Origin of the sequence: Hymenobacter sp. J193 (assembly GCF_024700075.1) — a bacterium.
Taxonomy (GTDB): Bacteria; Bacteroidota; Bacteroidia; order Cytophagales; family Hymenobacteraceae; genus Hymenobacter.
On record NZ_JAJONE010000001.1, the window covers coordinates 4,773,312 to 4,796,432 of the forward strand.

20 protein-coding genes, 1 tRNA gene and 1 pseudogene are annotated in these 23,121 nt (G+C 60.0%); 2 read left to right on the forward strand and 20 right to left on the reverse strand.

What is annotated here, in order from left to right; translation table 11 throughout:
* Window positions 1–91: 91 nt before the first annotated feature.
* The 7 genes from LRS06_RS20955 to LRS06_RS20985 all read right to left on the reverse strand — a co-directional run bounded on the left by LRS06_RS20955 (window position 92) and on the right by LRS06_RS20985 (window position 8,282).
* Window positions 92–1,201, reverse strand: a complete 1,110-nt coding sequence (locus LRS06_RS20955; protein WP_257873311.1) for a M23 family metallopeptidase — start codon at window positions 1,199–1,201, stop codon at window positions 92–94.
* A gap of 154 nt (window positions 1,202–1,355) precedes the next feature.
* Window positions 1,356–2,303, reverse strand: coding sequence for a thioredoxin-disulfide reductase (gene trxB / locus LRS06_RS20960; protein WP_196955703.1), 948 nt, complete (start codon window positions 2,301–2,303; stop codon window positions 1,356–1,358).
* A gap of 166 nt (window positions 2,304–2,469) precedes the next feature.
* Window positions 2,470–3,333, reverse strand: a complete 864-nt coding sequence (locus LRS06_RS20965) for an RNA polymerase sigma factor RpoD/SigA (protein ID WP_044513580.1) — start codon at window positions 3,331–3,333, stop codon at window positions 2,470–2,472.
* A gap of 135 nt (window positions 3,334–3,468) precedes the next feature.
* Window positions 3,469–5,628 carry a polyribonucleotide nucleotidyltransferase gene (pnp, locus tag LRS06_RS20970; protein WP_257873312.1) on the reverse strand — a complete coding sequence of 720 codons (2,160 nt, stop codon included), beginning with the start codon at window positions 5,626–5,628 and terminating at the stop codon, window positions 3,469–3,471.
* Window positions 5,629–5,818: 190 nt separating this feature from the next.
* On the reverse strand, window positions 5,819–6,094 hold the full coding sequence (gene rpsO, locus LRS06_RS20975) for a 30S ribosomal protein S15 (RefSeq protein WP_149072523.1): 276 nt from the start codon (window positions 6,092–6,094) through the stop codon (window positions 5,819–5,821).
* A gap of 227 nt (window positions 6,095–6,321) precedes the next feature.
* Window positions 6,322–7,758, reverse strand: a complete 1,437-nt coding sequence (locus tag LRS06_RS20980) for an LptF/LptG family permease (protein ID WP_257873313.1) — start codon at window positions 7,756–7,758, stop codon at window positions 6,322–6,324.
* A gap of 110 nt (window positions 7,759–7,868) precedes the next feature.
* Window positions 7,869–8,282, reverse strand: coding sequence for an START-like domain-containing protein (locus tag LRS06_RS20985; RefSeq protein ID WP_257873314.1), 414 nt, complete (start codon window positions 8,280–8,282; stop codon window positions 7,869–7,871).
* 136 nt (window positions 8,283–8,418) lie between these two features.
* Between LRS06_RS20985 and LRS06_RS20990 the strand changes: the two genes are divergently transcribed.
* Window positions 8,419–8,492, forward strand: a tRNA-Met gene (locus LRS06_RS20990).
* 87 nt (window positions 8,493–8,579) lie between these two features.
* Entirely contained in the window at window positions 8,580–9,002 is a 423-nt protein-coding gene (locus LRS06_RS20995; RefSeq protein WP_257873315.1) for a hypothetical protein, read from the forward strand.
* A 99-nt stretch (window positions 9,003–9,101) separates the two neighbouring features.
* Here the strand turns inward: LRS06_RS20995 and rplT are convergent, their stop codons facing one another.
* The 13 genes and pseudogenes from rplT to LRS06_RS21060 all read right to left on the reverse strand — a co-directional run bounded on the left by rplT (window position 9,102) and on the right by LRS06_RS21060 (window position 23,078).
* Window positions 9,102–9,446 (reverse strand): 50S ribosomal protein L20, encoded by a 345-nt coding sequence (gene rplT / locus LRS06_RS21000; protein WP_257873316.1) that lies wholly within the window; start codon window positions 9,444–9,446, stop codon window positions 9,102–9,104.
* A gap of 146 nt (window positions 9,447–9,592) precedes the next feature.
* A complete protein-coding gene (gene rpmI, locus LRS06_RS21005) occupies window positions 9,593–9,787 on the reverse strand; it encodes a 50S ribosomal protein L35 (RefSeq protein ID WP_149072518.1) in 195 nt (64 codons plus the stop codon).
* Window positions 9,788–9,973: 186 nt separating this feature from the next.
* Window positions 9,974–10,531, reverse strand: a pseudogene (gene infC / locus LRS06_RS21010) (translation initiation factor IF-3); the annotation flags it as partial.
* A 155-nt stretch (window positions 10,532–10,686) separates the two neighbouring features.
* The gene (gene thrS, locus LRS06_RS21015; RefSeq protein ID WP_257873317.1) at window positions 10,687–12,630 is read right to left on the reverse strand and encodes a threonine--tRNA ligase; all 1,944 of its coding nucleotides are present in this window, start codon (window positions 12,628–12,630) and stop codon (window positions 10,687–10,689) included.
* 160 nt (window positions 12,631–12,790) lie between these two features.
* Entirely contained in the window at window positions 12,791–13,936 is a 1,146-nt protein-coding gene (locus tag LRS06_RS21020) for a lipopolysaccharide assembly protein LapB (protein ID WP_257873318.1), read from the reverse strand.
* A 39-nt stretch (window positions 13,937–13,975) separates the two neighbouring features.
* The gene (locus LRS06_RS21025; protein WP_257873319.1) at window positions 13,976–14,704 is read right to left on the reverse strand and encodes a hypothetical protein; all 729 of its coding nucleotides are present in this window, start codon (window positions 14,702–14,704) and stop codon (window positions 13,976–13,978) included.
* Between the two features lie 352 nt (window positions 14,705–15,056).
* Window positions 15,057–17,711 (reverse strand): DNA gyrase/topoisomerase IV subunit A, encoded by a 2,655-nt coding sequence (locus LRS06_RS21030; RefSeq protein WP_374679453.1) that lies wholly within the window; start codon window positions 17,709–17,711, stop codon window positions 15,057–15,059.
* Between the two features lie 618 nt (window positions 17,712–18,329).
* The gene (locus LRS06_RS21035; RefSeq protein WP_257873320.1) at window positions 18,330–19,163 is read right to left on the reverse strand and encodes an ATP-binding protein; all 834 of its coding nucleotides are present in this window, start codon (window positions 19,161–19,163) and stop codon (window positions 18,330–18,332) included.
* A 10-nt stretch (window positions 19,164–19,173) separates the two neighbouring features.
* Entirely contained in the window at window positions 19,174–20,046 is an 873-nt protein-coding gene (locus tag LRS06_RS21040; protein WP_257873321.1) for a PAS domain-containing protein, read from the reverse strand.
* Window positions 20,039–20,368, reverse strand: a complete 330-nt coding sequence (locus LRS06_RS21045) for a circadian clock KaiB family protein (protein ID WP_257873322.1) — start codon at window positions 20,366–20,368, stop codon at window positions 20,039–20,041. Before LRS06_RS21045 ends, LRS06_RS21040 begins: the two co-directional genes overlap by 8 nt.
* A gap of 9 nt (window positions 20,369–20,377) precedes the next feature.
* Window positions 20,378–20,701, reverse strand: coding sequence for a circadian clock KaiB family protein (locus LRS06_RS21050; protein WP_231403107.1), 324 nt, complete (start codon window positions 20,699–20,701; stop codon window positions 20,378–20,380).
* A gap of 8 nt (window positions 20,702–20,709) precedes the next feature.
* The gene (kaiC, locus tag LRS06_RS21055; protein ID WP_257873323.1) at window positions 20,710–22,446 is read right to left on the reverse strand and encodes a circadian clock protein KaiC; all 1,737 of its coding nucleotides are present in this window, start codon (window positions 22,444–22,446) and stop codon (window positions 20,710–20,712) included.
* A gap of 281 nt (window positions 22,447–22,727) precedes the next feature.
* A complete protein-coding gene (locus LRS06_RS21060; RefSeq protein WP_257873324.1) occupies window positions 22,728–23,078 on the reverse strand; it encodes a response regulator in 351 nt (116 codons plus the stop codon).
* Window positions 23,079–23,121: the final 43 nt, after the last annotated feature.

The window sequence follows — 23,121 nt, forward strand, 5'->3', positions numbered from 1 at the left end:
ATTGCTTTCAGGAATATCAACTAAGGTCCTAAGTCCCCAAGTCCCTACTGACGTCGTTGCACGGAAACCAAGGCCCTAAGTCCCCAGGGCTCTATTTTATTCGAATGGTGCGGCCAATGCGCAGGGTGCCGAGGCCGCTGTTAAGGCGGCGAATCTGGGCCTGCGACACGCCGTACTTCTGAGCAATGCCCGACACCGTGTCGCCGGAGCGGATGCGGTGCGTGACGGTACGGCGGGCCGCTACGGGCGCGTGCCGCTTGGCGGCGGCGCGGGCCCGTAGGGCCTTGTTGTAGTAATTGAACAGGGCCGAGGTAATCTGGAAATTGTCGCCGCGCAGCTTGTAGTCGGGGAAGTTATACATCTGCTCCGGGTCGATGGGGTTGCCCTCGTAGCGCACCTCAAAGTGCAGGTGCGAGCCGGTGCTGCGGCCAGTGCTGCCCCCGCGCCCAATCAGCTGCCCGGCCTTCACAAAGGTGCCCGGCGTGACCAGGGACTTCTGCAGATGGCCGTAGAGGGTTTCCACGCCGTTGTAGTGGCGCACCAGGATGTAGTTGCCGTAGCCCGAGCCGTCCCACTTCACAATGCGCACCACCCCGTCGAATACGGCCTTCACCGAGTCGCCGGTTTCCAGGTCCAGATCCACGCCGTAGTGCCAGCGGTAGCCCCGGAAGCCGAAGTCGGACGTCAGGGGCGTTTCCGTCAGGGGCATTTTGCTGAAGCGCTGCTTTTCGGGCTCCACCAGCCGCAGGTTCAGCGTGTCCTTGATACGGCGGCCATCTACCCGATAGGGGTTGATGTTGCGCGTGTCCCAGATGGCATAGTAGCCGGCCACCTTAATCCAGGAAGAATCAATCAGCACCTCATCCGACACTTCCACAATCTGCTGCTCACCCTCGTCCAGCGTAGTCGTGTCCTCGCTCACGATGGACAGCTTCTTGGCCGGATTAAAGTAAATAGACTTCGATGCCTCCGAATCATCATCGGGCAGATCTTCGGTCTTGATGAGCACGGTGGTGTCGGGGCGCACGTAGCGAATGGTGGGCGACTTGAACTTGAAGAAGTCCTTGCGCTTCCCGGAGGAGCTGCCCTTGGCACGGGGCTGCGTGGTGCGGCGGCGCTGGGCCTGCGCCTCTTCGGGGCGGGCCACGAGCAGCAGCAGGCACACAAGCAGCCCGAGCCAGGAAATTACTTTAGTCGGCAAATGCAACAGGATTTAAAGATTGAGCTATGAGCTAATAGCAACGAGCCAGCCTTTTTCCGGGCAAGACAATTCCTATCAACCCCTAATGGTTTGCTCTGAGCCATTTTTCATCCGGCAAAGCTAACAGCCAACCGCTAACGGCTAGAAGCTACGCTTAGTGCAGGTCCTTGGCAGCCAGGTAGCGCTCCGCGTCCAGGGCGGCCATGCAGCCGGTGCCGGCGGCCGTCACGGCCTGGCGGTAGGTGTAGTCCTGCACGTCGCCGCAGGCAAACACGCCGTCCACGTTGGTTTTGCTGGTGCCGGGAATAGTCTTCAGGTAGCCCTGCTCGTCGTGGTGCAGGTAGGGCTGGAAAATCTTGGAGTTCGGCTCGTGCCCGATGGCCACGAAGAAACCATGAATGGCAATTTCGCGGGTTTCGTGGGTCAGCACGTTTTTCACGCGCACGCCTTCCACGGCGTGCTCACCCAGGATTTCGTCTGTTACCGTATTCCAGAGGATTTCAATCTTGGGGTTGTCCTCCACGCGCTTCTGCATGATGCGGGACGCACGCATCTCCCCTTTCCGCACCAGCATGTACACCTTGTTGCACAGGTTGGCCAAGTAAGTGGCTTCCTCGGCGGCCGTATCGCCGGCGCCCACAATGGCCACGTCCTTGCCCCGGTAAAAGAACCCGTCGCACACGGCGCAGGCCGATACGCCCGAGCCGTTCAGGCGCTGCTCCGACGGAATGCCCAGCCACTTGGCCGAGGCTCCGGTAGCCAGAATCACGGCATCGGCCGTCAGCTCAATCTTCTCGTCAATCGTGACGCGGTGCGGCTGGCCTGAGAAGTCAACGCTGGTAGCCAGTCCGTAGCGGATATCGGTACCGAAACGGGCAGCCTGCTTTTTCAAGTCTTCCATCATTTCTGGCCCCATGATGCCATCGGGGTAGCCGGGAAAGTTCTCTACGTCGTTGGTGATGGTGAGCTGCCCGCCGGGCTGCAGCCCCTGGTACATCACGGGTTGCATGTTGGCACGGGCCGCATAAATGGCTGCGGTATAGCCCGCTGGGCCCGAACCGATAATCAGACACTTTACGTGTTCCGGGGTGGTATTTTCCATGAGAAAGAAGCGCCGGGCCTGCGCCAGGCGGCGTGTAGCGTGAAGGGGAGAAATGCAAAGGTAACAGTACCGACGGGCTTGTTCCGAGCGGCGCCAAGCTGCCCCTGACTACAACAAAAAACCCCAACTATCAGGCCGGGGTTTTTTGTTACAGGGGTAGAAAAACTTACCCCAGGTAGGGCTTAAGGGCTTTGCTGCGCGAGGTATGACGCAGGCGGCGAATAGCTTTTTCCTTGATCTGGCGCACCCGCTCGCGGGTAAGGTTGAACTTCTCCCCTATTTCCTCCAGCGTGAGCGAGTGTTCCCCGTTCAGGCCGAAGTAGAGCGTGATAACGTCGGCTTCGCGCTTGGTGAGCGTGCTCAGGGCGCGCTGCACTTCCTTGCGGAGCGAGTCGTTCATCAGCCCCATGTCGGGGCTTTCCTCGTCCTCGTTTTCGAGCACGTCGAGCAGACGGTTTTCCTCGCCCTGCACAAACGGAGCATCCACCGACACGTGGCGGCCCGAAATCTTGAGCGTGTCTACCACTTCCGAGGTCGTCAGCTCCAGTACTTCGGCAATTTCTTCGGGCGAAGGCTCGCGCTCAAACTTCTGCTCCAACTCCGAGAAAGACTTGCTGATTTTATTGAGCGAGCCCACCCGGTTTAGGGGCAGACGCACGATGCGCGACTGCTCGGCCAGAGCCTGCAGAATCGACTGGCGAATCCACCAAACGGCGTAGGAAATGAACTTGAAGCCCCGGGTTTCGTCGAAGCGCTTGGCGGCTTTAATCAGACCGAGGTTGCCCTCGTTGATCAAATCGCCCAGGCTCAGGCCCTGGTTCTGGTACTGCTTGGCCACCGACACCACGAAGCGCAGGTTGGCCTTGGTGAGTTTTTCCAGCGCTTGCTGGTCACCTTCTTTGATGCGTTGCGCCAGCGTTACCTCCTCGTCGGGGGTTAGCAGATCCACCTTGCCAATCTCCTGGAGGTATTTATCCAGCGACTGGCTTTCGCGGTTGGTGATCTGCTTGCTGATTTTTAGCTGTCTCATTGCGGGCGCGAGAGAGTTGAGTTATTGATGCGGATGACGTCGTGTTGATCCGGTATACGGAAAGTACCCAAACGCGGGTACCGGGCTTGACTGTGTGCAACACCCTGGTACCCGCGAAAGTTCGGCCGGCGGCAGTTAAGCGGCGCCGTTGGAGTCGGCGGTGCGCTCGGGTTTGGCAAGCAGCACTTTGCGCGAGAGACGGTACTTGCCCGTTTTCTTGTCGATATCCAGCAGTTTCACGTCAATCTCCTGCCCTACTTCCAGTACGCCTTCCAGCGTGGCCAGGCGCTCATGGGCTACCTCGGAAATGTGCAACAAGCCATCTTTGCCCGGCATGATTTCCACGAAGGCGCCGTAGGGCTGGATGCTGCGCACTTTGCCTTTGTAGGTTTCACCAATCTCGGGTACGGCTGCAATGGCGCGGATCCGGTCGATGGCGGCCTGCATATCTTCCTGGTTGGAAGCGTAGATGCTTACGTGGCCTTTCTCTTCTTTCTCCTCGATGATAACCGTGGCGTTGGTGTCTTTCTGGATTTGCTGAATGACTTTACCGCCGGGCCCGATGATGGCACCAATAAACTCTTTGTCGATGAGCATTTTGTGCGAGCGGGGCGTATGAGGCTTCAGCTCGGCAGCCGGCGCAGCAATGGTCTTGGCCATTTCGCGCAGGATGTGCAGGCGACCTTCGCGGGCCTGGTGCAGGGCGGCCGTCATGATTTCGGCGCTCAGGCCCTGGATTTTGATATCCATCTGGCAAGCCACGATACCTTTCTCGGTGCCGGTTACTTTGAAGTCCATGTCGCCGAGGTGGTCCTCATCGCCCAGGATATCGGACAGCACGGCATATTCGCCGGTTTCCTTGTCCTGCACGAGGCCCATGGCAATGCCCGAAACGGCAGCGCGCACCGGAATGCCAGCGTCCATCAGCGCCATCGAGCCAGCGCATACTGTAGCCATCGACGAAGAGCCGTTCGACTCCAGGATGTCCGACACAATGCGCACGGTGTAGGGGTTCTCGTCGTCGGAAGGCATTACCTTCTTCAGGGAGCGTTGGGCCAGGTTGCCGTGGCCGATTTCGCGGCGGCCAGGGCCGCGGTTAGGCTTCACCTCGCCGGTCGAGAAGGCCGGGAAGTTGTAGTGCAGCATGAACTTGCTGTAGCCCGAGGTCATGGCCGTGTCGATGATCTGCTCATCGAGCTTGGTGCCGAGGGCGACCGTAGTCAGGGACTGGGTTTCGCCGCGGGTGAACAGGGCCGAGCCGTGGGCACCGGGCAGGTAGTTTACTTCGCTCCAGATGGGTCGGATTTCCGTGAGCTGACGACCATCGAGGCGGGTACGCTCCTTAATCATCATGTCGCGGATGGCCTTCTTCTCGGCCGAAGAGTAGTAGCGGCCGAACATTTTCATGTCCAGCTCGGGCTGCTCTTCCAGCAGTTTCTCGGTCAGCGACTTCTTGATGGCACCGAAACCTTCCTTGCGGCCGGCTTTGCTGGGGTTGCCCGAGTGCGCGACTTTATATGCCTGCTCATACACACCTTCCTGAATGCGCTTTTTCAGGTCTTCGTTCTCCTCGTACTTGGGATATTCGCGCTTGGTGTGGGATTTCTCCACTTCGGCCGCCAGTTCCAGCTGCACGCGCACCTGCTCCTTGATGGCTTCGTGGGCGAAGGCAATGGCTTCTACCATTTCCTCTTCGCTTACTTCGTTCATCTCGCCTTCCACCATGGCCACTGAGTCGGCCGTAGCGCCTACAATCAGGTCGATGTCGGCGCGGGCAATATCAGCGGTGAGGGGGTTGATCTGCAGCTTGCCGTCGATGCGGGCCACGCGAACCTCCGAGATGGGTCCGGCGAAGGGAATATCGGAAATAGACAGAGCAGCCGAGGCGGCCAGGGCAGCCAGGGCGTCGGGCTGCACGGTCTTATCGGCCGAAATCAGGGTAATCATTACCTGCACCTCGTAGTGATAGTCCTTGGGGAACATCGGGCGCAGGATACGGTCTACGATGCGGCACACCAGGATTTCGTAGTCGGACAGGCGGCCTTCGCGGCGCTGGAAAGAGCCGGGAATGTTGCCGGCGCCACCGAATTTCTCCTGGTAATCAACCGACAGGGGCAGGAAATCCACGTCGCCGCGCGAGCTGGGCTGCGACACGACGGTGGCCAGCAGCATGGCGTCGCCGAGGCGCACCACTACGGCGCCGTCGGCAAACTTGGCCAGCTTGCCGGTTTCGATGGAAATCTGCCGCCCGTCGGGCAGCGTAATGTGTTTGGTAACCGCGTTGTAGTTGGGCATCTGAGAGGGTTGCTTGGGAAAGCGTGCAGCGGGCGAGCAGCCGAAAAAACGCGCCGGGAAAAGCCACGTTTTGCTCTGAGGAAATTCGTTCTGGGAAGAGGCCGCCGCCGACGCCAGGAAGGCGTGCCGGCTTAGCACAAAAAAGAGCAGGGAACCTTCGTGAAAAGGCTCCCTGCTCCGGCGAGGCGGGTTACTTGCGGATACCCAGCTCTTTAATGATGGCGCGGTAGCGGTTGATTTCGCGGTGCTGCAGGTAATCCAGCAGACGACGACGCTTACCTACGAGCTTCAGCAGACCCAGGCGGGTTGAGAAGTCCTTCTTGTTTACCTTCAGGTGCTCCGTCAGGTGGTTGATGCGGTGCGTGAACAGCGCAATTTGCGATTCGGCCGAACCGGTATCGGTGGTGGACTTCTGCAGGCTGCTTTTCTCGAAAATAGCCTGTTTTGCTTCGGTAGTGAGTTTCATCGGCAGATAGGTTTCCCCGTCCTGGATTAAAAATGAAAAAAAAAGAGCCACCCCGCATTTCGGGGTGGCCGCAAAGGTAGCTACTTAATGTGAGAAATGCCAGGGGTCAATTTGCTAATGGAGGAGAATGTGCTGATGTGCTAATACAATGATACATCCTTTCCCGGTGCCTATTCCTTACTATTAGCACATCAGCAAAATCTTCATATTAACACATTCACCTCGCATTAAGCGGCCTTCTTATAGCCCCGGAAGGGCCAGCGCAGCCCGGCGGGAAACAACCGGCTCAGGTCCCAGTCGAGCAGGCCGGAGTCGCGTCGGGCCTGGTTGAGGAAGAACAGGCCGATGGGCAGCAGAATCAGGTTGGCCATCCACATACCCAGGCCCACGGGCATTACCCCTTCGCGCCCATACTTCTCGCCGATGATGCTAAGCACGTAGAACACGATAAAGAACAGAATAGAAATCAGCACCGGCACGCCCAGGCCACCCTTTTTGATGATGGCGCCCAGCGGGGCTCCAATAAAAAACATGATGAGAATGGCCGCCGACTGCGTGTACTTGCGGAAAATTTCGATGCGGTAGTTGTTCGTGTCGCGGGAAAGCTCGGTCAGGCGTACCTGGGCGCTGGTAATGGAGGCGCGCACATTGCGGGCGCGGTCGGCGGCATTCTGCACCAGACTTTCGGAAAGCGGAGCGAGACGGCTCAGCGGAATGCGCTGCCAGTGCACGAGGCGGCGGCGCTGGGCCTGCCCCAGGGTGTCCACGCGCATATGCGTGTAGTAGGAGTTCAGCTCGAGGCTGGTGCGCTGCCGCTCCTTGCCCAGCTGCCGCTGCAGCGAGTCGGTATACCGCTGGAGCTGGCTGAGGTTTTTCATCATCTTGTTTTCCGAGAACAGCTCTTCCTTGGTGCGGTCGAGGCTAAAGGAAGCCAGGGAGAAGGTGATGAGGTTGCGCTTGAAGTTCTGCCGCCAGAAGCCGGTTTCGGTGCGGTTATTTCCTTCGGGCTGCTCCACGTAGCTGGTACCGCTGAACAACTCCAGGCTTAGGTATTGCCCGCCGAAGCGCGTGAACATGCGGCCCGAATCGGCCAGAATCACGGCCGAGTTGCCGGTGCTGCGCGAGTGGTCGTAGATCATCACGCCGTGCAGCCGGTCGCCGTTTTCGCCCAGCTTTTTCTCGACTTTGATGGTGTAGCCGGGAATGCCATTGTAGAAAATGCCTTCCCGGATATCCAGGGCCAGCTTTTGCTGGCGCACGTCCCAGAGCAGGCTGTAGGCTTTCAGGTTGGCTTTGGGCACGATGGTGTTGTTGAACCAGAAGGCGCCCACAGCCAGCACGGTGCTTACCAGCAGCACCGGCCGCAGAATGCGCGGCAGCGAAATGCCGGAGGTTTTAATGGCCGTCAGCTCCTGGTGCTCGCCCAGCGTGCCGTAAGTCATCAGGGAAGATAGCAGCACGGCCAGCGGCAGCGACACGGGCACGATGAGCACGCTGAAAAAGCCCAGCAGCTGCACCAGCACGCCGGCGCCCAGGTCCTTGCCGATGATGTCGTCCATGTACTTGAGCATGTACTGGGTGAGCAGAATGAACTGCACCACCGCAAACGTGAGGACGAACGGGCCGGCAAAGGCCTTCAGAATAAGTTTATCGAGTTTTTTCATGAGTACGGCCGGGGAATAAAATGCGTCCCGGGCATCAACAACAAAGCGTAAGCAAAACGAAAGTACGGCTCGTTTAACTTACGCTCGGCACCGGAACACGGCGGCGGGGACTAGCCGCCCACCTGCTCCCGCAGATTTTGTACCAGATTATCCCACATTTCCTGCAGCTCAATATCGTCCGTCTCCTCAGAGTAGTCAATCACGCGCAGAAACACTTCCTGCGTGAGCTCCGACGACTCAATGGTAAAGTCCAGGTAGTTGGCATCGGGCACGTGGCGGTGGTTTTTATCGAGAAACACAAAGCGGGCCGAGCGGTTAGTGCGCTGCGAGGTCAGTTCGGCATGATGGTCCTGCCTATCCCAGGTAAAGATGAAATGGTGCGGCGCGTCGGTGCGTACTTTCTGACAAAACCAGTGGCTCAGGCCCGAAGCAGTTGCCAGATACGGATACAGAATCTTAGGCGAAGCGTTGATAGGGTACTCCACCGTAAACCGGTGTTTGGAACGTGTAGCGGAGAGCGGCATAGGCAAAAGGGAAACAAAGCAGAGCGCCGTCAGCACCAGGCGGTACTGTTGGTTTGCGGCAAGATAATGGGTTTTTTTTGCGTCAACGCTTGCGCCGCTACAAATCTTGTAGCTACCTTTGCGCCACCAAAAACCCGGCGGGGTAGCTCAGTTGGTTAGAGCACAGGATTCATAACCCTGAGGTCACGAGTTCAACTCTCGTCCCCGCTACAACAAAAAACCGCATAGAACCACCGTTCTATGCGGTTTTTTATTTCCGGGCATTTCCCCTACCTTCCCGGCCCTGGCCTCTCCCCTATGACGCAGTATACCAACTCCTTTGGCAACGTGTACCTGACCGTGCAGCACGATGCCGCCAACCAGTGGATTTATAACAACTGGCAGGGGCTGCTCTCTACGGATGCCGTCATTCAGGGCTGCCAGGGAGTGCTGCAGGTGCTGCATGCCACCAAGTGCCCCTATATGCTCAACGACAACCGGGCCGTTATCGGCTCCTGGAACCAGGCCAACGACTGGATTGAGCAGCAGTGGATGCCCCAGGCCCTGGCAGCCGGCCTCACCCGGTTTGCGCACGTGGTAGCCCCAGGCATCTTTGGCCAGGCCTCGGCCGAAGCCATGCACCAGCGCGTGGGCAACCGCTTTGAAATGCGCCTGTTTCAGGACATTGAAGCCGCTCAGAACTGGCTGCAGCTCGCTCAGGTACAAGTACAAGTAGCTTAATACTTTCGTACGCAGTAGGTAGAGCCGTTGGAATAGCATAAAAAAGGCCCAGCCTCCGGAAGAGACTGGGCCTTTTTGCAGGCAAGTGGGCTGACCAGCTTACTTGATCTTCTCGATAATGCCTTTGAAGGCTTCGGGATGGTTCAGAGCCAGGTCGGCCAGTACTTTGCGGTTGAGCTCAATGCCAGCCTTCTTCAGGCCGCCCATGAACTGCGAGTAAGACAAACCGTGCTGACGGGCACCAGCGTTGATACGTTGAATCCAGAGGGCGCGGAATTCGCGCTTCTTGACGCGACGGTCGCGGAAAGCGTAGAGCAAGCCTTTCTCTACGGCGTTCTTTGCTACGGTCCATACATTCTTGCGACGGCCATAATAGCCCTTCGCAAGTTTCATCAATTTTTTCCGACGGTGGCGGGAGGCCACGTGGTTTACACTTCTTGGCATAACCTACTTGTTTTTGGCGGCCGGCGGCGCAATGGTGCGTCTTGTATTTCAGCCGGGCGCCTGGTTGAGAAAAAAACTGTTTAAAATGGCTGGGTGGATAACTGGCTGAAAACCGACCAGATAGCCATACCACAATCAACCATTTATTACAGGTTCAGCATGTCTTTTACGCGGTTCATATCGGCCGAGCTCACCAGCGTAGCATGCGTCAGGTTACGCTTCTGCTTGATGGACTTCTTGGTCAGGATGTGCGACTTGAAGGCGTGCTTACGCTTGATCTTGCCGGTGCCGGTGAGCGAGAAACGCTTCTTGGCGCCGGACTTGGTTTTCATTTTCGGCATTGTGAAAAAAGTAAATGGGTAAAACAACTGCGGCGGCCGGCTGCCTAGGGCCGGTTCGCCTGGAAAAAACGGGCGTTAAGCGCCGGGCTAGTCCTCCGACTCGGCCGCCTCGGCGGGAGCAGCTTTGGAAGCCGGGGCTCCTTCTTTGCCGCCAGCGGGCTTAGCGGCCGGAGCCGGAGCAGCGGGCTTGGCCTTCACCACCACTTTGGGTGCCAGGTACAGGAACATACGCTTGCCTTCGAGTTTGGGCAGCTGCTCCACTTTGGCCAGCTCTTCCAGAGCCTGGGCAAACTTGAGTAGCAAGATTTCGCCCCGCTCCTTGAAGACGATGCTACGGCCCACAAAGTGCACGTACGCCTTGATCTTGGCACCTTCCTTCAGGAATTCCTGGGCGTGCTTGAGCTTAAAGGCGAAATCGTGGTCGTCGGTGTTGGGGCCGAAGCGGATTTCCTTAACTACCACCTTCGTGGCCTTGGCTTTCAGCTCGCGGGTACGCTTCTTCTGCTCGTACTTGAATTTCGAGTAGTCGATGATGCGGCACACGGGCGGAACCGCCGTGGGCGAAATTTCCACCAGGTCCAGGTTTTGCTCCTGGGCCATGCGGCGGGCCTGCTCAACGGGGTAAATACCCACCTGCACGTTTTCGCCAACAAGACGAATTTCGCGGGCGGTGATTTTCTGGTTGATCTTGAACGGCTCCTCCACCTGCTGGCGGGGTACGTAACGACGATTCGGGGTAGCTATGGGAAAGTCCTCCTACTGAAAGGTGAGAGATATGGCTATCTGGCACTGATACGCCCGTCACGGCAAGCCGGGCGGGCGTATCAGTGGGCAAATATCCGCTTTTTTTTCAATTGCAACAACCTGCGGCCGCAAATACGCCGAAGAATACTGCCGGGTTAGGCCCCGCGCATCAGCTCGGCCACCTGCTCTTCGAAGTTGCGCACGAACGCCTCGATGGGCATGGAGCCCAGGTCGCCCTCGCCGTGGCGGCGCACCGATACGATGCCGTTTTCCTGCTCCTTCTCCCCTACAATGAGCATGTAGGGCACTTTGGAAATTTCAGCATCCCGGATTTTGCGGCCGATTTTCTCGTCGCGCGCATCAATCGTTCCGCGCAGGTCGGCCTGCGTGAGGCGGTCGTACACCTGCTGGGCGTACTCCTGGTATTTCTCCGAAATGGGCAGAATGGCAAACTGCTCGGGCGAAAGCCACAGCGGAAAATTGCCGCCGCAGTGCTCAATCAGCACGGCCACGAAGCGCTCCAGGGAGCCAAATGGGGCGCGGTGAATCATTACCGGCCGCTGGCGGGAGTTGTCGGAGGCCACGTATTCCAGCTCAAACCGCTCGGGCAGGTTGTAGTCGACCTGGATGGTACCCAGCTGCCACTTGCGGCCCAGCGCGTCGCGCACCATAAAGTCGAGCTTGGGGCCATAGAAGGCCGCCTCGCCCAGCTCCGTCACCGTCGTCAGGCCTTTTTCCGCGGCCGCTTCGATGATGGCCTGCTCGGCGCGGGCCCAGTTCTCGTCGGAGCCGATGTACTTGGTTTTGTTTTCCGGGTCGCGCAACGAAATCTGGGCCGTGAATTCCGGAAAGTCCAGCGCCCGCAGCACGTAGAGCACAATGTCAATTACCTTGAGAAATTCCTCCTTCACCTGGTCGGGGCGGCAGAAGATGTGCGCGTCGTCCTGGGTGAAGCCGCGCACCCGCGTGAGGCCGTGCAGTTCCCCGCTCTGCTCGTAGCGGTACACCGTGCCGAACTCAGCCAAACGTACCGGCAGGTCGCGGTACGAGCGGGGCTTGCTCTTGTAGATTTCGCAGTGGTGGGGGCAGTTCATGGGCTTGAGGAAAAATTCCTCACCCGGGTTTGGCGTTTTGATTGGCTGAAACGAGTCGGCCCCGTACTTTTCGTAGTGGCCGCTGGTCACGTACAGCTCCTTCGACCCGATGTGCGGCGTTACCACGGGCGAGTAGCCGGCCTTCATTTGGGCTTTGCGCAGAAACTGCTCCAGCCGCTCGCGCAGGGCCGTGCCTTTGGGCAGCCACAGCGGCAGCCCGGCACCTACTTTCTCCGAGAACGTAAACAGCTCCAGCTCCTTGCCCAGCTTGCGGTGGTCGCGGCGCTTGGCTTCTTCCAGCCGCTCCAGGTACTCCGTCAGCTCCTTGGCTTTGGGAAACGTGATGCCGTAGATGCGCGTGAGCTGCTTGTTTTTCTCGTCGCCGCGCCAGTAGGCCCCGGCCACGTTGAGCAGCTTCACAGCCTTGATGGGCGAAGTATCGGGGATGTGCGGGCCGCGGCAGAGGTCGGTGAAGTCGCCCTGCTGGTAGAAGGTGATGGTGCCATCTTCGAGGCGTTCCAGCAAGTCCAGCTTGTAGGGGTCCTGCTTTTCGGTGAAAAAGGCAATAGCATCGGCTTTGCTTACCTCGCGGCGCTCAAACTGGCTTTTCTTCTTGGCCAGCTCCAGCATCTTCTTTTCTACTTCCGGCAAATCGTCGGTTGAAATCGTGCGGCCTTCGCCCAGGTCAATGTCGTAGTAGAATCCGTTCTCGATGCTGGGGCCGATGCCAAGCTTTACGCCGGGATACAGCGCTTCGAGGGCTTCGGCCATCAGGTGAGCCGAGGAATGCCAGAAGGTCGACTTTCCTTCGGGGTCGTTCCAGGTAAGAATGGCCACGTTGGCATCCTGGTTGATGGGGCGGTGCAGGTCGCGCACTTCGCCGTTGACGCGCACGCCCAATGCATTGCGGGCCAGGCCTTCGCTGATGCTGGCGGCTACGTCGTAGCCCGTGGCGCCATCTACAAACTGGCGCACCGAGCCGTCGGGGAGGGTGATGTTGAGCATAAAAATGAGGTTGGCTAATGGCTATACAAACAGCCGTGAGCCCGCAAGTTACACAAGTGGTGAAATTGTGAAGTGGTGAAATGGTGAGTTGACGTTCTATTAATGCCGCGCAGAATGTGCGGTTAGAACATCAAACTCACTATTTCACCACCTCACCATTTTAGAGCCCCGAAGACGGACGCGAAATGTTGAGCGGGGCCACTGGCTCTACGGCGGCGCGGCGCGGCGTTTCCGTGGGCTGGCCCTGGGCCCGGGCCCGGCCCTTCCATACTTTGTAGGTCCAGTGCCGGTTGCCGGGGTTTTCCTGTACCAGCCGCTGAAACTCTACCAATGCCAGGTCGTGCTGGCCCTGGGCCTCATGGCTTTCGGCCAGCATCTGGCGGGCGTTGGGTAGCAGCACGGAGCGGCGCAGCGCCCGCCGCAGGTGGGGAATAGCCGCCTGGTACTGCCGCTGCCGAAACAAGGCCAGGGCTACGCGGTAATCGGCGCGGTAGAGGGTGGTATCGTAGCGCAGGGCCCGCCGGAAGTGCCGCTGGGCGCTGTCGGACAAACCCTGCAGATCGAACTGCCGGCCATAATCGTAGTGCAGCGGGCCGTAGGTTGGCGCCAGGCGCAGGCCCCGGGCGGCGTAGGGCGCGGCCAGCAAGGGCTGATGGTTGGCGTTGGCCAGAAAGGCCAGTTGGTGCAGGCTTTCCGGCTGGCGCGGATCCAGCCTCACGCTGGCTTGCAGCATGGCGAGTGCCTGGGCTGTGTCGCGCAGGCCCGAGTAGGCCAGGCCCTTGTAGAACAGGGCGCCGGCGTTGGCGGGCTCCTGACGCAGGGCGCGGTCGAGGTGGTCGAGGGCGTCGGAGTAGTGGCGGGCGGCCAGGTGGGCCTCTCCCACCAGCAGACTGAGAGCCGGCGAAGCGTAGCCGTGCCGGGAAGCCTCGGCCGCTGCTGCCAGCGTGCCCGCCAGCTGGCCCTGGGCACGCAGGGCACGGGCCTTCAGGTAGTAGAATTCGCCGGGGGCATCATCCAGCTCCAGCGCCTGGTTCAGGTCGCGCAGGGCAGCCTCTACCTGGCCGGCGGCCAGCCGAAACTCGGCCCGGTGCGCGTACAGGCTGGCATTGCGGGGCTGGCGGGCAATGGCGCCGTTCAGCTCTTCGGCCTGGATGGCGGGCCCGCTCTGCACCGTACTGAGCGGCACCATCAGCTCGGGCACCTCACTGGCCCCGGAGCTGCAGCCCGCCAGGAGCTGCAGGGCAGACAGCCAGACCCCAACAATGCTCGTTACCCGCAAAAACGTCGTCCTGCGCCGTGGTTTCATTCTACAAAGATAGGAAGTCCGACCGGGCTTATGCGGGCTCTAGGACTGTTTGCCCGAGGTCTGGCGGCCGACTTTGCGCTCCAGCTTTTCGCGCAGGTTGCGGCAGCGGCGGCTGATTTCCAACTCCTCCGTGGTGAAAGGCGTGAGCGTGGCAGCTCGGCGCAGGATGTCCAGGGCCTGGGCGCGGCGGTCCTGGTTTTCGAACACCCGGGCCAGATCGTAGTACACTTCGATGCGCTGCGGATTCAGCTCCTGGGCCCGCTGCAGAGCGTCAATGGCTTTGCGGGAGCTGGCCCCGTCGGGCCGGCCGCCCAGAAACAAGCCGCTAAAGGCCCGCTCCAGCAGGTTGTAGTGGTCGACGCGGTAGTGCCAGCGGCCCAGCAGCTGCCAGGCTTCCGACCAGTCGGGGCGACGGGCCACAGCCATAAACACGTAGGCCTTCATGTCGCGGTAGGCCCGCAGGCGGTCCTTGGCGCGCAGCAGCGTAGCCTGGTTGTAGAGCGTGAGGGCCACGGCGTAGTTCGATTCGGGTCCCTCCTGCCTGAGCGCCCAGCTACGTTCGGCGTAGCCGCGGGCCATGGTGTAATAGGCACTTTTGCGGGTTTCATCGGTGTAGCGCCGCCCGATGCTGAGGTTGAGCAAGGCGGCCTGCCACAGCGCCTCGTAGTTTTTGTCGTCCTGGCGCAATACCTGCTCGTACTTGTCCAGGGCTTCGGAGTCGCGGTACTGGCGCTGCAGGGCCCGGGCCTCGGCCAGCAGCTTGCGCACGGGAGGTTTGGGAACGACGGCGTTAGCAGGTGCTTTTTCCTGGGCAACGGCGGGCCCCGGGCCTACACTGAGCAATGCCAGCAGCACCAAGCTTATCCATCGAAGTTGCCATTGCGCGTTGCCTGCCACTGAACTGCATTTTCCGCAAAGCTGCGGTTTTTATCGGGGTTAGCGGAAAGCAGCTGGCGTTTTTTACTCTTAACCGAATAGTCGAAACCGATTTGCCTTGCAGGCTGCTACCGGTCATTGGCCGTTCGCACAGCAGTTATTCGGCCGCTCTACCTCTACTTATTGGACAGAAAAAAGCCCCGCTGGTAGGCGAGGCTTTCGGGGAGTTATACGAATGCGGCGGCTAAAACAGCTTGAGCTGCGACTTGGGCGTTTTGAGTACGGCCTGGGCCTGGGCTACCTCGGCGGCCGATATATCCACGTGGCTGTGCGTCTCGGCCGGCGCCGGGGTATCGGCGGCAGTCTGGGCTTGGGGCGACGGCGCAGCTTTCTTTTTGGCCGCCCGGCGCTCCGGCTCGGGGCCTTCGTCGGTGAGCAGGGTCACGGCGTGGACTTTGAAGTAGTTGAGCTTGTTGCCCAGCGCCTTCCAGCCTTTCACGTCAATGAACTCGTGGAGCTGGATTTTTTCGGTTTCCTTGTCGGCTTTCTTGTCGCGCTGCAGCTTCACTTCCACCTGCGGCTCGGCAAAGCAGGTAGCGCACAGCAGCTTGGAGCCCGACGCTTCGGAAATGAAGACAAAGCGCTTTTCGAGCGTGCTGGTTTCAATCTTAAAGCGCTTGACGTAGTGCGTTTTCGTCTCCGCATCCAGGTACACGGCACTAATGACCGTATCGGGCTCCAGCTTGCGCAGCAGCACGATGTTGGGTACATCGAAGTGATAGGTCGGGTTGGGCGACTTCAGCTCGTAGGAGCCATCCTTGTACACCACCAGAATAGTGTTGTCGGTATCGAAGGTGCCCAGGTAGCGGCCGTGTCCGGCCGTGTTGAGGCGGCCTACTACGCTGTCGAAGAACATTTCGCGCCCGCCCAGGGTGGAGTCGCCGAGGCTTTTCTGGGTGATTTTCTTGATGGGCTGCTTGGTCACGATGTTACCCATCGAGCCTTTACCCTTAATTGCCAACTCGGCAAAATCGAAGTCAAACTGCTTGACGCGGGCCGGGGCTTTATCGGAAAGCTGCACGCTCACCACCTCCGACTCGGAGTTGGGGTTGGCCGTGAGGTAGAGCGTTTTGGTGCCCTTGGTACCCTTCGTGAGGTCGTAGGCTTTGTCGCGGGTGATGCCCGAAACGAGGAAACGCTTGGCAAAGGCGATGCCCGAGGCGCCGTCCTGGTATACCATGTTGTACACCAGCCGGTCGTCGTTCTTGTTGTAGACGCCGGCGTGCAGGATGTCCTTGCCCACGAAGGTTTTTTCGGCAATGCGGGTCACCACAAACGTGCCGTCGCGCTTGATGGCAATGATGTCGTCCAGGTCCGAGCAGTCGCAGAGGTAGTCCACGCTTTCGTCCTTTTTCAGGCCGTAGCCCACAAAACCGTCTTTGCGGTTCACGTAGAGCTTCTGGTTGGCCACGGCCACTTTCTGGGCCGTTACCACATCAAAGGTGCGCAGCTGGGTTTTCCGCTCCCGGCCAGCGCCGTACTTTTTCAGCAGCCCCTCGAAGTAGTGAATGGCGTAGCGCGTGAGGTTGGCCAGGTGGTCGGCTACTTCGGCCAGTTCGGTTTCCAGCTTCTGGATGTACTCGTCGGCCTTGAAGCCGTCGAACTTGCTGATGCGCTTGATGCGGATTTCGGTCAGGCGCGTAAGGTCGTCCTCCGTGATGGGGCGGCGCAGCACAATGCGCTGGTCGTCGGCCTTGGCTTTGGAGCCCTGCACGCGCACAAACTTGTTCAGGCCTTTCTCAATGGTGTCGAGAATGTCCTGCCAGGTTTCGCACTCCTCAATCTTGCGGTAGATGCGGTTTTCAATGAAAATCTTTTCCAGCGAAGCTGAATGCCACTTCTCGTTCAGCTCGTCCTGGCGGATCTCCAGTTCCCGCTCCAGCAGGCGCACCGTTTTCTGGGTGCTCAGCCGCAGCATGTCCTCCACCCCTACGAAGCGCGGCTTGTCTTCGATGATGACGCAGGTGTTGGGCGAGATGCTGATTTCGCAGTCGGTGAAGGCGTACAGCGCGTCCATCGTCAGGTCAGGCGAAATACCCGTCGGCAGGTGCACCTGAATTTCGACTTCGGCGGCCGTGTTGTCCACGACTTTCTTGATCTTGATTTTGTTGGCTTCCGAGGCCTTCACAATGCTTTCCATCAGCGCCGTGGTGGTGGTGCCGTACGGAATGTCGCGAATAACGAGCATGGTCTTGTCGGCCTTCTCGATGGTGGCGCGCAGGCGGATTTTGGCCCCGCGCAGGCCGCCATTGTAGTTGGTCACGTCGCACAGGCCGCCGGTCGGGAAATCCGGAAAAAGCTGGATTTCCCGGCCCCGCAGCACGTCGATGCTGGCCTTGCACAGCTCGCGAAAGTTGTGGGGCATGATCTTGGTGCTCAACCCCACGGCAATGCCTTCCACGCCCTGAGCCAGCAGCAGCGGAAACTTTACGGGCAGCGTGGTCGGCTCGCGCTTGCGGCCGTCGTAGCTCATCTGCCACTCCGTGATGTCGGGGTTGAATACCACATCCAGGGCAAACTTGCTTAAGCGGGCCTCAATGTAGCGTGGGGCGGCCGCGCCGTCGCCGGTGCGGATGTCTCCCCAGTTGCCCTGGGTTTCGATGAGCAAATCCTTCTGGCCCAGGTTCACCATAGCGTCGCCGATGGAGGCGTCGCCGTGGGGATGGTACTGCATGGTTTGCCCGATGACGTTGGCTACTTTGTTGAAGCGGCCATCGTCCATTTCCTTCATGGCGTGCAGAATGCGGCGCTGCACGGGCTTGAGGCCATCTTCAATGGCGGGCACGGCGCGCTCCAGAATCACGTAGGAGGCATAGTCCAGAAACCAGTTCTGGTACATGCCGTTCACGGTGGCCACGTCGTGAATGGTTTCGCCGGGGGCAAACTTGGGCTCCTCCTCCGTTACAGGCTCCGGGGCTTCTTCTACCGAGGCCTCGTCTTCGGCGGAAGCCATTTCCTGCAGCAGCTGTTCGGTTTCGGCGGGTGTTTCGGGCTGCTCTCCGTCGAGGGCCATTTCGGCCGCGGCGGGCGCGGCAGCCGTGGGTTCAAAGCTCATCGTGTCGCCGGCCCCGAAAAGCAGGGGGCTGCGCGGCATCATCCATCGGAGAGTCGGGGTTGACCATCGAAACAGGGGGTTGGTCGGCAAAGGGAATGCGGGTTGTCATCAAAAGTACCGTTAGCTGCGCAGAACGCAATACGCTTCAAGGCAAAGGTGACTGGCAAAGTTCCCAAAATATTTAGCCAACACCCTGCCATGAAGCATTCGTCATTTCAGTTATAAAATGACATTAAGCCCAAATTACGGCATTTTACCCGAAAAAATCAAGCTAAATTCAATAGCTAATCCCAGCATTTTCAGCCACCCTAATGAGCCGGGATTTTGGCAGGGTGAAACGGGCGCGGTCCTATTTCGGAACCCCGGCAGTAACAGCCATTGCGACGGTTTGGGTTAGGCTGGCTAGTAGGGAAACCAGACCGAAAACGTGGACCCCTCGCCTACCGTGCTGTCCACTTCAATGCGCCCACCAGCATTGTCCAGAATGCGCTTGACCATGTAGAGGCCGATACCCGAACCATCGACGTGGCCGTGAAAGCGCTGAAACATACCGAAGAGCTTATGGGAACTGGCCATCGGAAAGCCCAGGCCATTGTCCTGCACTGTGAGCACCAAGTAGCCACCCTCGGCCCGGTACTGCACCCGGATGTGCAGGGGCCGCTCCGGGGACCGATATTTCACGGCGTTGCTAAGCAGATTGTACACCACGCTTCGCAGGTTTTTTTCGGAGAACGGGATGCTGGGGCAGTTGGCTACCTCTACATCCAGCCTGGCATCGGCGGCCTGCAGCAGCGGCCCCAGGTCCAGCAGCACTTCTTCCACCACGGGCGCCAGCTGCACAAAAGCCGGCTGGGGCTCGTGCTCCTTCTGCAGCTTGGTAACTTCCGTCAGGTACTCGATGGTACGCTTGAAGCGGTCCACGGAAGTCTGCATCATGCTCAACAGCGGCTCCACCTCCGGGCTGCTCCCTACCCCGGCGGGCAGCTCCGTCAACAGGGCCTGCAGCAGGCCTTCAATGTTGTTGATGGGCTGCTTGAGGTCGTGGGAGGCGGTGTAGATGAAGTTGTCCAGGTCCACGTTGGCGCGCACCAGCTGCTCGTTGTTGCGGTGCAGCTGCTGCTGGGCCTGGGCAATGCGTTGCTGAGCCAGCTTGTGTTCGTGAATATCGGTGTAGGTGCCAATCCACTGGATAATCTCGCCCCGCTCGTTGCGGGAAGGCAGCGCCCGGCCCAGCATCCAGCGGTATTCACCGGCGGCGTTGCGGATGCGGCACTCCAGCTTCCAGCGGCTGCTCGGTGCGCAGGCTCTGCTCCCACTGGGTTTCGGCAGCGCGGATATCCTCGGGGTGCAAGCTATCCGTCAGCCACTCGGCCAGCGGCTGGCCGGCCTGCGGGCCGGCGTAATCAAACCAGCGCTGATTCAGAAAAGTGTTTTCGCCCCGCACATTGGCCGTCCAGGCAATCTGCGGAATTCCTTCCAGCATGCGGTGGGCTTCGGCAGCGGCCTTTTCCACCGCCTGGCGCGCTGTTTCCTGACTTTTGAGCTCTTCGTGCTGGCGACTGAGCAAGGCGTTCTGCTCCGTTACCCGGGCCCGGATACCGCTGATTTCGCGCTCGGCGGCCAGGTCAGTCACAATAACGGCCAGCACCGGCGTTTCGCCGAACTGCAGCACGTTCATCGACAAGGCAAACGGCAACAGCAGCCCGTCGGTGGCTTCCAGCGGGATTTCGCCCTTGGCTTTGCCCTGCCAGCCCTGAGTTAGCAGCGTCTCCCACGCCTGCCAGAAGCCCAGCGGCACAAAATCGGCGAAAGTGCTGCCCATAACTTCTGCCAGCGGCAGCCGCAGCCACCCGGCCAGGCAGGCGTTGCAGTACAGCACTGTACCGGTTTCACTCAGCAGCAGGGCCCCCTCGTTCATCTGCTCAATGAGGGTGCGGTAGCTCTGGTCGGCGCCGGCCAGGGTGAAGATGCGGGGCCCGTCGGGCGCCTGCACGGCCAGCGCATCAATGGTGCCGGTCCGGATGGCCGTGAGCAGGTCTTCGGCCTCTTGCAGCTGCTGGCGCAGCAGCTCATTTTCCAGCGCCAGCGCCTCAGCCGGGGAAAGTGCGCGCTCAGCCATGCAGGTACGGGTCGTTGGGGTCGGGCGCGATGCCAAGCAGGGTAAGTACCCGGCGCCGCTCCGACAGGTCGCCTACGAGCCAGCGGGTGAGGCCAGGGCTGCGCTTCACCAGCGTAGGCGCCGCAATAATGCGGGCTTCCCGGGCCAGCTCCGGCTGCTGATAGATGTCCACGATCTGAAGCTCATAGCGGCCCGCCAGGTACCGCTCACAGATTTCCTTGATGTTCTGCACGGCCCGCGCCGAGTTGGGCGTAGCGCCAGTGATGTACAGGTGCAATACGTACTCGGCTCCGGCCGCGGCCTGGCCCTCCTCTGATTCCATACTGCAGGGCTACTTAGGGTCGAGGGGCCGGATATCCAGCCCCACCAGCACCCGCTCCTGGTTGGAGAGGTCACCAATGATTTTGCGGATGGGCGAGGGCACTTTGCGCACCAGCGTGGGAATAGCCAGAATCTGGTCGCCCTCGGCCAGCTGCGGGTTCTGCAGCAGGTCAATGACTTCCAGGCGGTAGCGACCGGCCAGGTGCTCCTCGCAGTACTTTTTCAGGTTGGCCAGGGCCGTGACGGACTTGACGGTATGCCCGGCTACGTACAGGCGCAGTTCCCAGATTTCCTCGTCCATAAGTAAGGGTGCCGAAGCTAACGACGTTTCCATGCCGGGTATTACGAATTAGTAGGCTCGGCGGCTGAAGTGCCGCTTGGGCGGGGCGTCAGGCCCTGGGCAATCTGCCGGCGCGCCTGGCGCTGGTCCTGTTGGCGCTGCTGCTCATCCTGGCCCACGTGGCGCAGCTCCTCCTCCACCGACTCGAACTCGGTGCGCAGGTTGGCAATGGTGGCTTCCAGCACACGGCGCTTGCGCTCCACTTCCCGCTCGCGGCGCTCCACCTCCTGCTGCGCGGCCAGGGCCAGGGCCTGCTCCTGCAGAAACTGCGTGTGGCGCCCCGCCCCCGTCACAATGCCCGCCGGCCCGATAACCACGTCCAGCAGGCGGATGCCCTCGTCGGTTACCAGGAACTCGCGCACCTGGTTGGAGTGGGCCATGCCCCGGGCTTTGAGGATGCTGATGCCCCGGTTCCGCTCGCCAATGCCTTCCAGGTCCCGCACGTGCAGCCAGGTATCCACCAACGACGATATGCCTTCCTCGGTCATTTCCTGGTTGGCTTTGCTGCCGCTCATCAGGGCCGTGAACAAGGCCGTGATGCCCTGCACCTTCAGGTAGTCGATAAGGCGGGTGAGCATGCCGCGCACTTCCGTGATGCTGCCCACCGACACCAGGTTGCTAATGGGGTCGATGACCACGCACGCCGGCTTAAACTCGCCAATGAGCTTGTGAATAGTGACCAGGTGCTGCTCCAGGCCATTGAGCGTGGGCCGTGAGGCTTCAATCCTTAGCAACCCTTGTTCTACATAAGGCCCCAGGTCCATGCCCACAGAGCGCATGTTGCGGATCAGCTGCTGCGGCGACTCCTCGAAGGCGAAGTACAGGCACTGCTCGCCCCGGCGGCAGGCTTCCAGCGCAAAAGCCACGCCCAGGGTGGTCTTGGCCGTGCCGGCCGTACCTGTGATAAGCGTGCTGCTGCCCCGGTACAGGCCCCGTCGCTTGAACATCTCGTCCAGCCCCGAAACGCCCGTCGACACGATTTCGTCGGACACGGTGTGGGCCAGCTTCAAGGAAGTGACGGGCAGCACCGAAATTCCCTGTTCCGTTATCAGGTACGGGTATTCGTTGGTGCCGTGGGTGCTGCCGCGGTACTTTACAATGCGCAGGCGGCGGGTGGTAATCTGGTTGATGACGCGGTTGTCGAGCAGAATCACGCAGTCCGACACGTACTCTTCCAAACCCTGGCGCGTGAGGTTTCCCTCGCCCCGCTCCGCGGTGATGATGGTGGTAACGCCCTTGTCCTTGAGCCAGCGAAACAGCCGGCGGATTTCCGAGCGCAGAATGGCCTGGTTGCTGAAACCCGAGAACAGGCTTTCAATGGTATCGAGCACCACGCGCTTGGCCCCGATGCTGTCGATGGCGTAGCCCAGGCGAATGAACAGCCCTTCGAGGTCATACTCGCCGGTTTCCTCAATCTCGGAGCGGTCCACGTGAATATGGTCTACGCGCAGCTTCTTGTCGGCCTGCAGCTGCTTGAGGTCGAAGCCCAGAGACGTAACGTTGGCAGCCAGCTCGTCGGCGGTTTCCTCGAAGGCCATCAGCACCCCGGGCTCGTCAAACTCCTGAATGCCGCGCACCAGAAACTCCACGCTCAGCAGGGTTTTGCCACAGCCGGCCGAGCCGCAGATAAGGGTGGGGCGTCCGCGGGGCAGGCCGCCTTCGGTTACGTCGTCGAGGCCATCAATGCCCGTGGGGGCCTTGGGCAATTGGGGCAGCACAGGGGAGGCAGCAGCAGTCATAGAAACACAGCAGGAAACAGCAATAATCCGGCGGATAGCGGCCGCCACCCTGCGTTCGGCCAGCATAAATCGTGGCCACGGACCTGCGCAGGCGTTTGCCTGTGCCGGAAAACGAAGGTCGTACTATTTTATGATTCGCCCATCGGCGTCAGGAAAGGCCGGGGAAACGGGCACCCAGCCAGACAAATCGGGGCCGAGCCCGGCAGGCCAGCGGCGCGGTCAACCCTGGGGAAAATACTTCTGCAGCAGGGCGCTGACTTTATCCGCCGTCAGGGGCTTGCTCAGAAACTGTCGATGATGCCCAGCTGCTCCACCTGGCGCACGTCGCGCGGGTGCAGGGAAGTGGTGAGAATAACGATGACCACGCCCTGCCGCTGCTCAGGCAGAAGCTGCTGGTAAGCTTCCAGAAACTGCAGCCCGTTCATGCCGGGCATGTTGATATCGAGCAGAATAAGTACCGGGCAGACCGGCGTAGGCTGCTGGCAGTGTTGGCGCAGGAAATCCAGGGCCGCGTGGCCGCTTTCGACCACGGTAAGGTGCTGGGCTATACCCAGGCGGGTGAGCAGGCTTTTATTGAGGAAATTATTGATCGGGTCATCATCGATCAGCAAAACAGACGGCAGCGGATTCATGAATAGAGCGTCATCGGCCAGCCGGGGCGGCTGGAGGAGAGTA

Bases quoted from the DNA above. Each gene is read 5' to 3' on its own strand.
- LRS06_RS21050 (WP_231403107.1), bottom strand. From the start codon at position 20,701: ATGGAAACGTCGTTAGCTTCGGCACCCTTACTTATGGACGAGGAAATC.
- LRS06_RS21020 (WP_257873318.1), bottom strand. From the start codon at position 13,936: ATGAAACCACGGCGCAGGACGACGTTTTTGCGGGTAACGAGCATTGTT.
- LRS06_RS20995 (WP_257873315.1), top strand. From the start codon at position 8,580: ATGACGCAGTATACCAACTCCTTTGGCAACGTGTACCTGACCGTGCAG.
- pnp (WP_257873312.1), bottom strand. From the start codon at position 5,628: ATGCCCAACTACAACGCGGTTACCAAACACATTACGCTGCCCGACGGG.
- LRS06_RS21030 (WP_374679453.1), bottom strand. From the start codon at position 17,711: ATGTACCAGAACTGGTTTCTGGACTATGCCTCCTACGTGATTCTGGAG.
- LRS06_RS21060 (WP_257873324.1), bottom strand. From the start codon at position 23,078: ATGAATCCGCTGCCGTCTGTTTTGCTGATCGATGATGACCCGATCAAT.
- LRS06_RS21035 (WP_257873320.1), bottom strand. From the start codon at position 19,163: ATGCTGGGCCGGGCGCTGCCTTCCCGCAACGAGCGGGGCGAGATTATC.
- rpmI (WP_149072518.1), bottom strand. From the start codon at position 9,787: ATGCCGAAAATGAAAACCAAGTCCGGCGCCAAGAAGCGTTTCTCGCTC.
- rpsO (WP_149072523.1), bottom strand. From the start codon at position 6,094: ATGAAACTCACTACCGAAGCAAAACAGGCTATTTTCGAGAAAAGCAGC.
- LRS06_RS20985 (WP_257873314.1), bottom strand. From the start codon at position 8,282: ATGCCGCTCTCCGCTACACGTTCCAAACACCGGTTTACGGTGGAGTAC.
- LRS06_RS20980 (WP_257873313.1), bottom strand. From the start codon at position 7,758: ATGAAAAAACTCGATAAACTTATTCTGAAGGCCTTTGCCGGCCCGTTC.
- thrS (WP_257873317.1), bottom strand. From the start codon at position 12,630: ATGCTCAACATCACCCTCCCCGACGGCTCGGTGCGCCAGTTTGTAGAT.
- LRS06_RS21040 (WP_257873321.1), bottom strand. From the start codon at position 20,046: ATGGCTGAGCGCGCACTTTCCCCGGCTGAGGCGCTGGCGCTGGAAAAT.
- LRS06_RS20965 (WP_044513580.1), bottom strand. From the start codon at position 3,333: ATGAGACAGCTAAAAATCAGCAAGCAGATCACCAACCGCGAAAGCCAG.
- rplT (WP_257873316.1), bottom strand. From the start codon at position 9,446: ATGCCAAGAAGTGTAAACCACGTGGCCTCCCGCCACCGTCGGAAAAAA.
- LRS06_RS21045 (WP_257873322.1), bottom strand. From the start codon at position 20,368: ATGGAATCAGAGGAGGGCCAGGCCGCGGCCGGAGCCGAGTACGTATTG.
- trxB (WP_196955703.1), bottom strand. From the start codon at position 2,303: ATGGAAAATACCACCCCGGAACACGTAAAGTGTCTGATTATCGGTTCG.
- kaiC (WP_257873323.1), bottom strand. From the start codon at position 22,446: ATGACTGCTGCTGCCTCCCCTGTGCTGCCCCAATTGCCCAAGGCCCCC.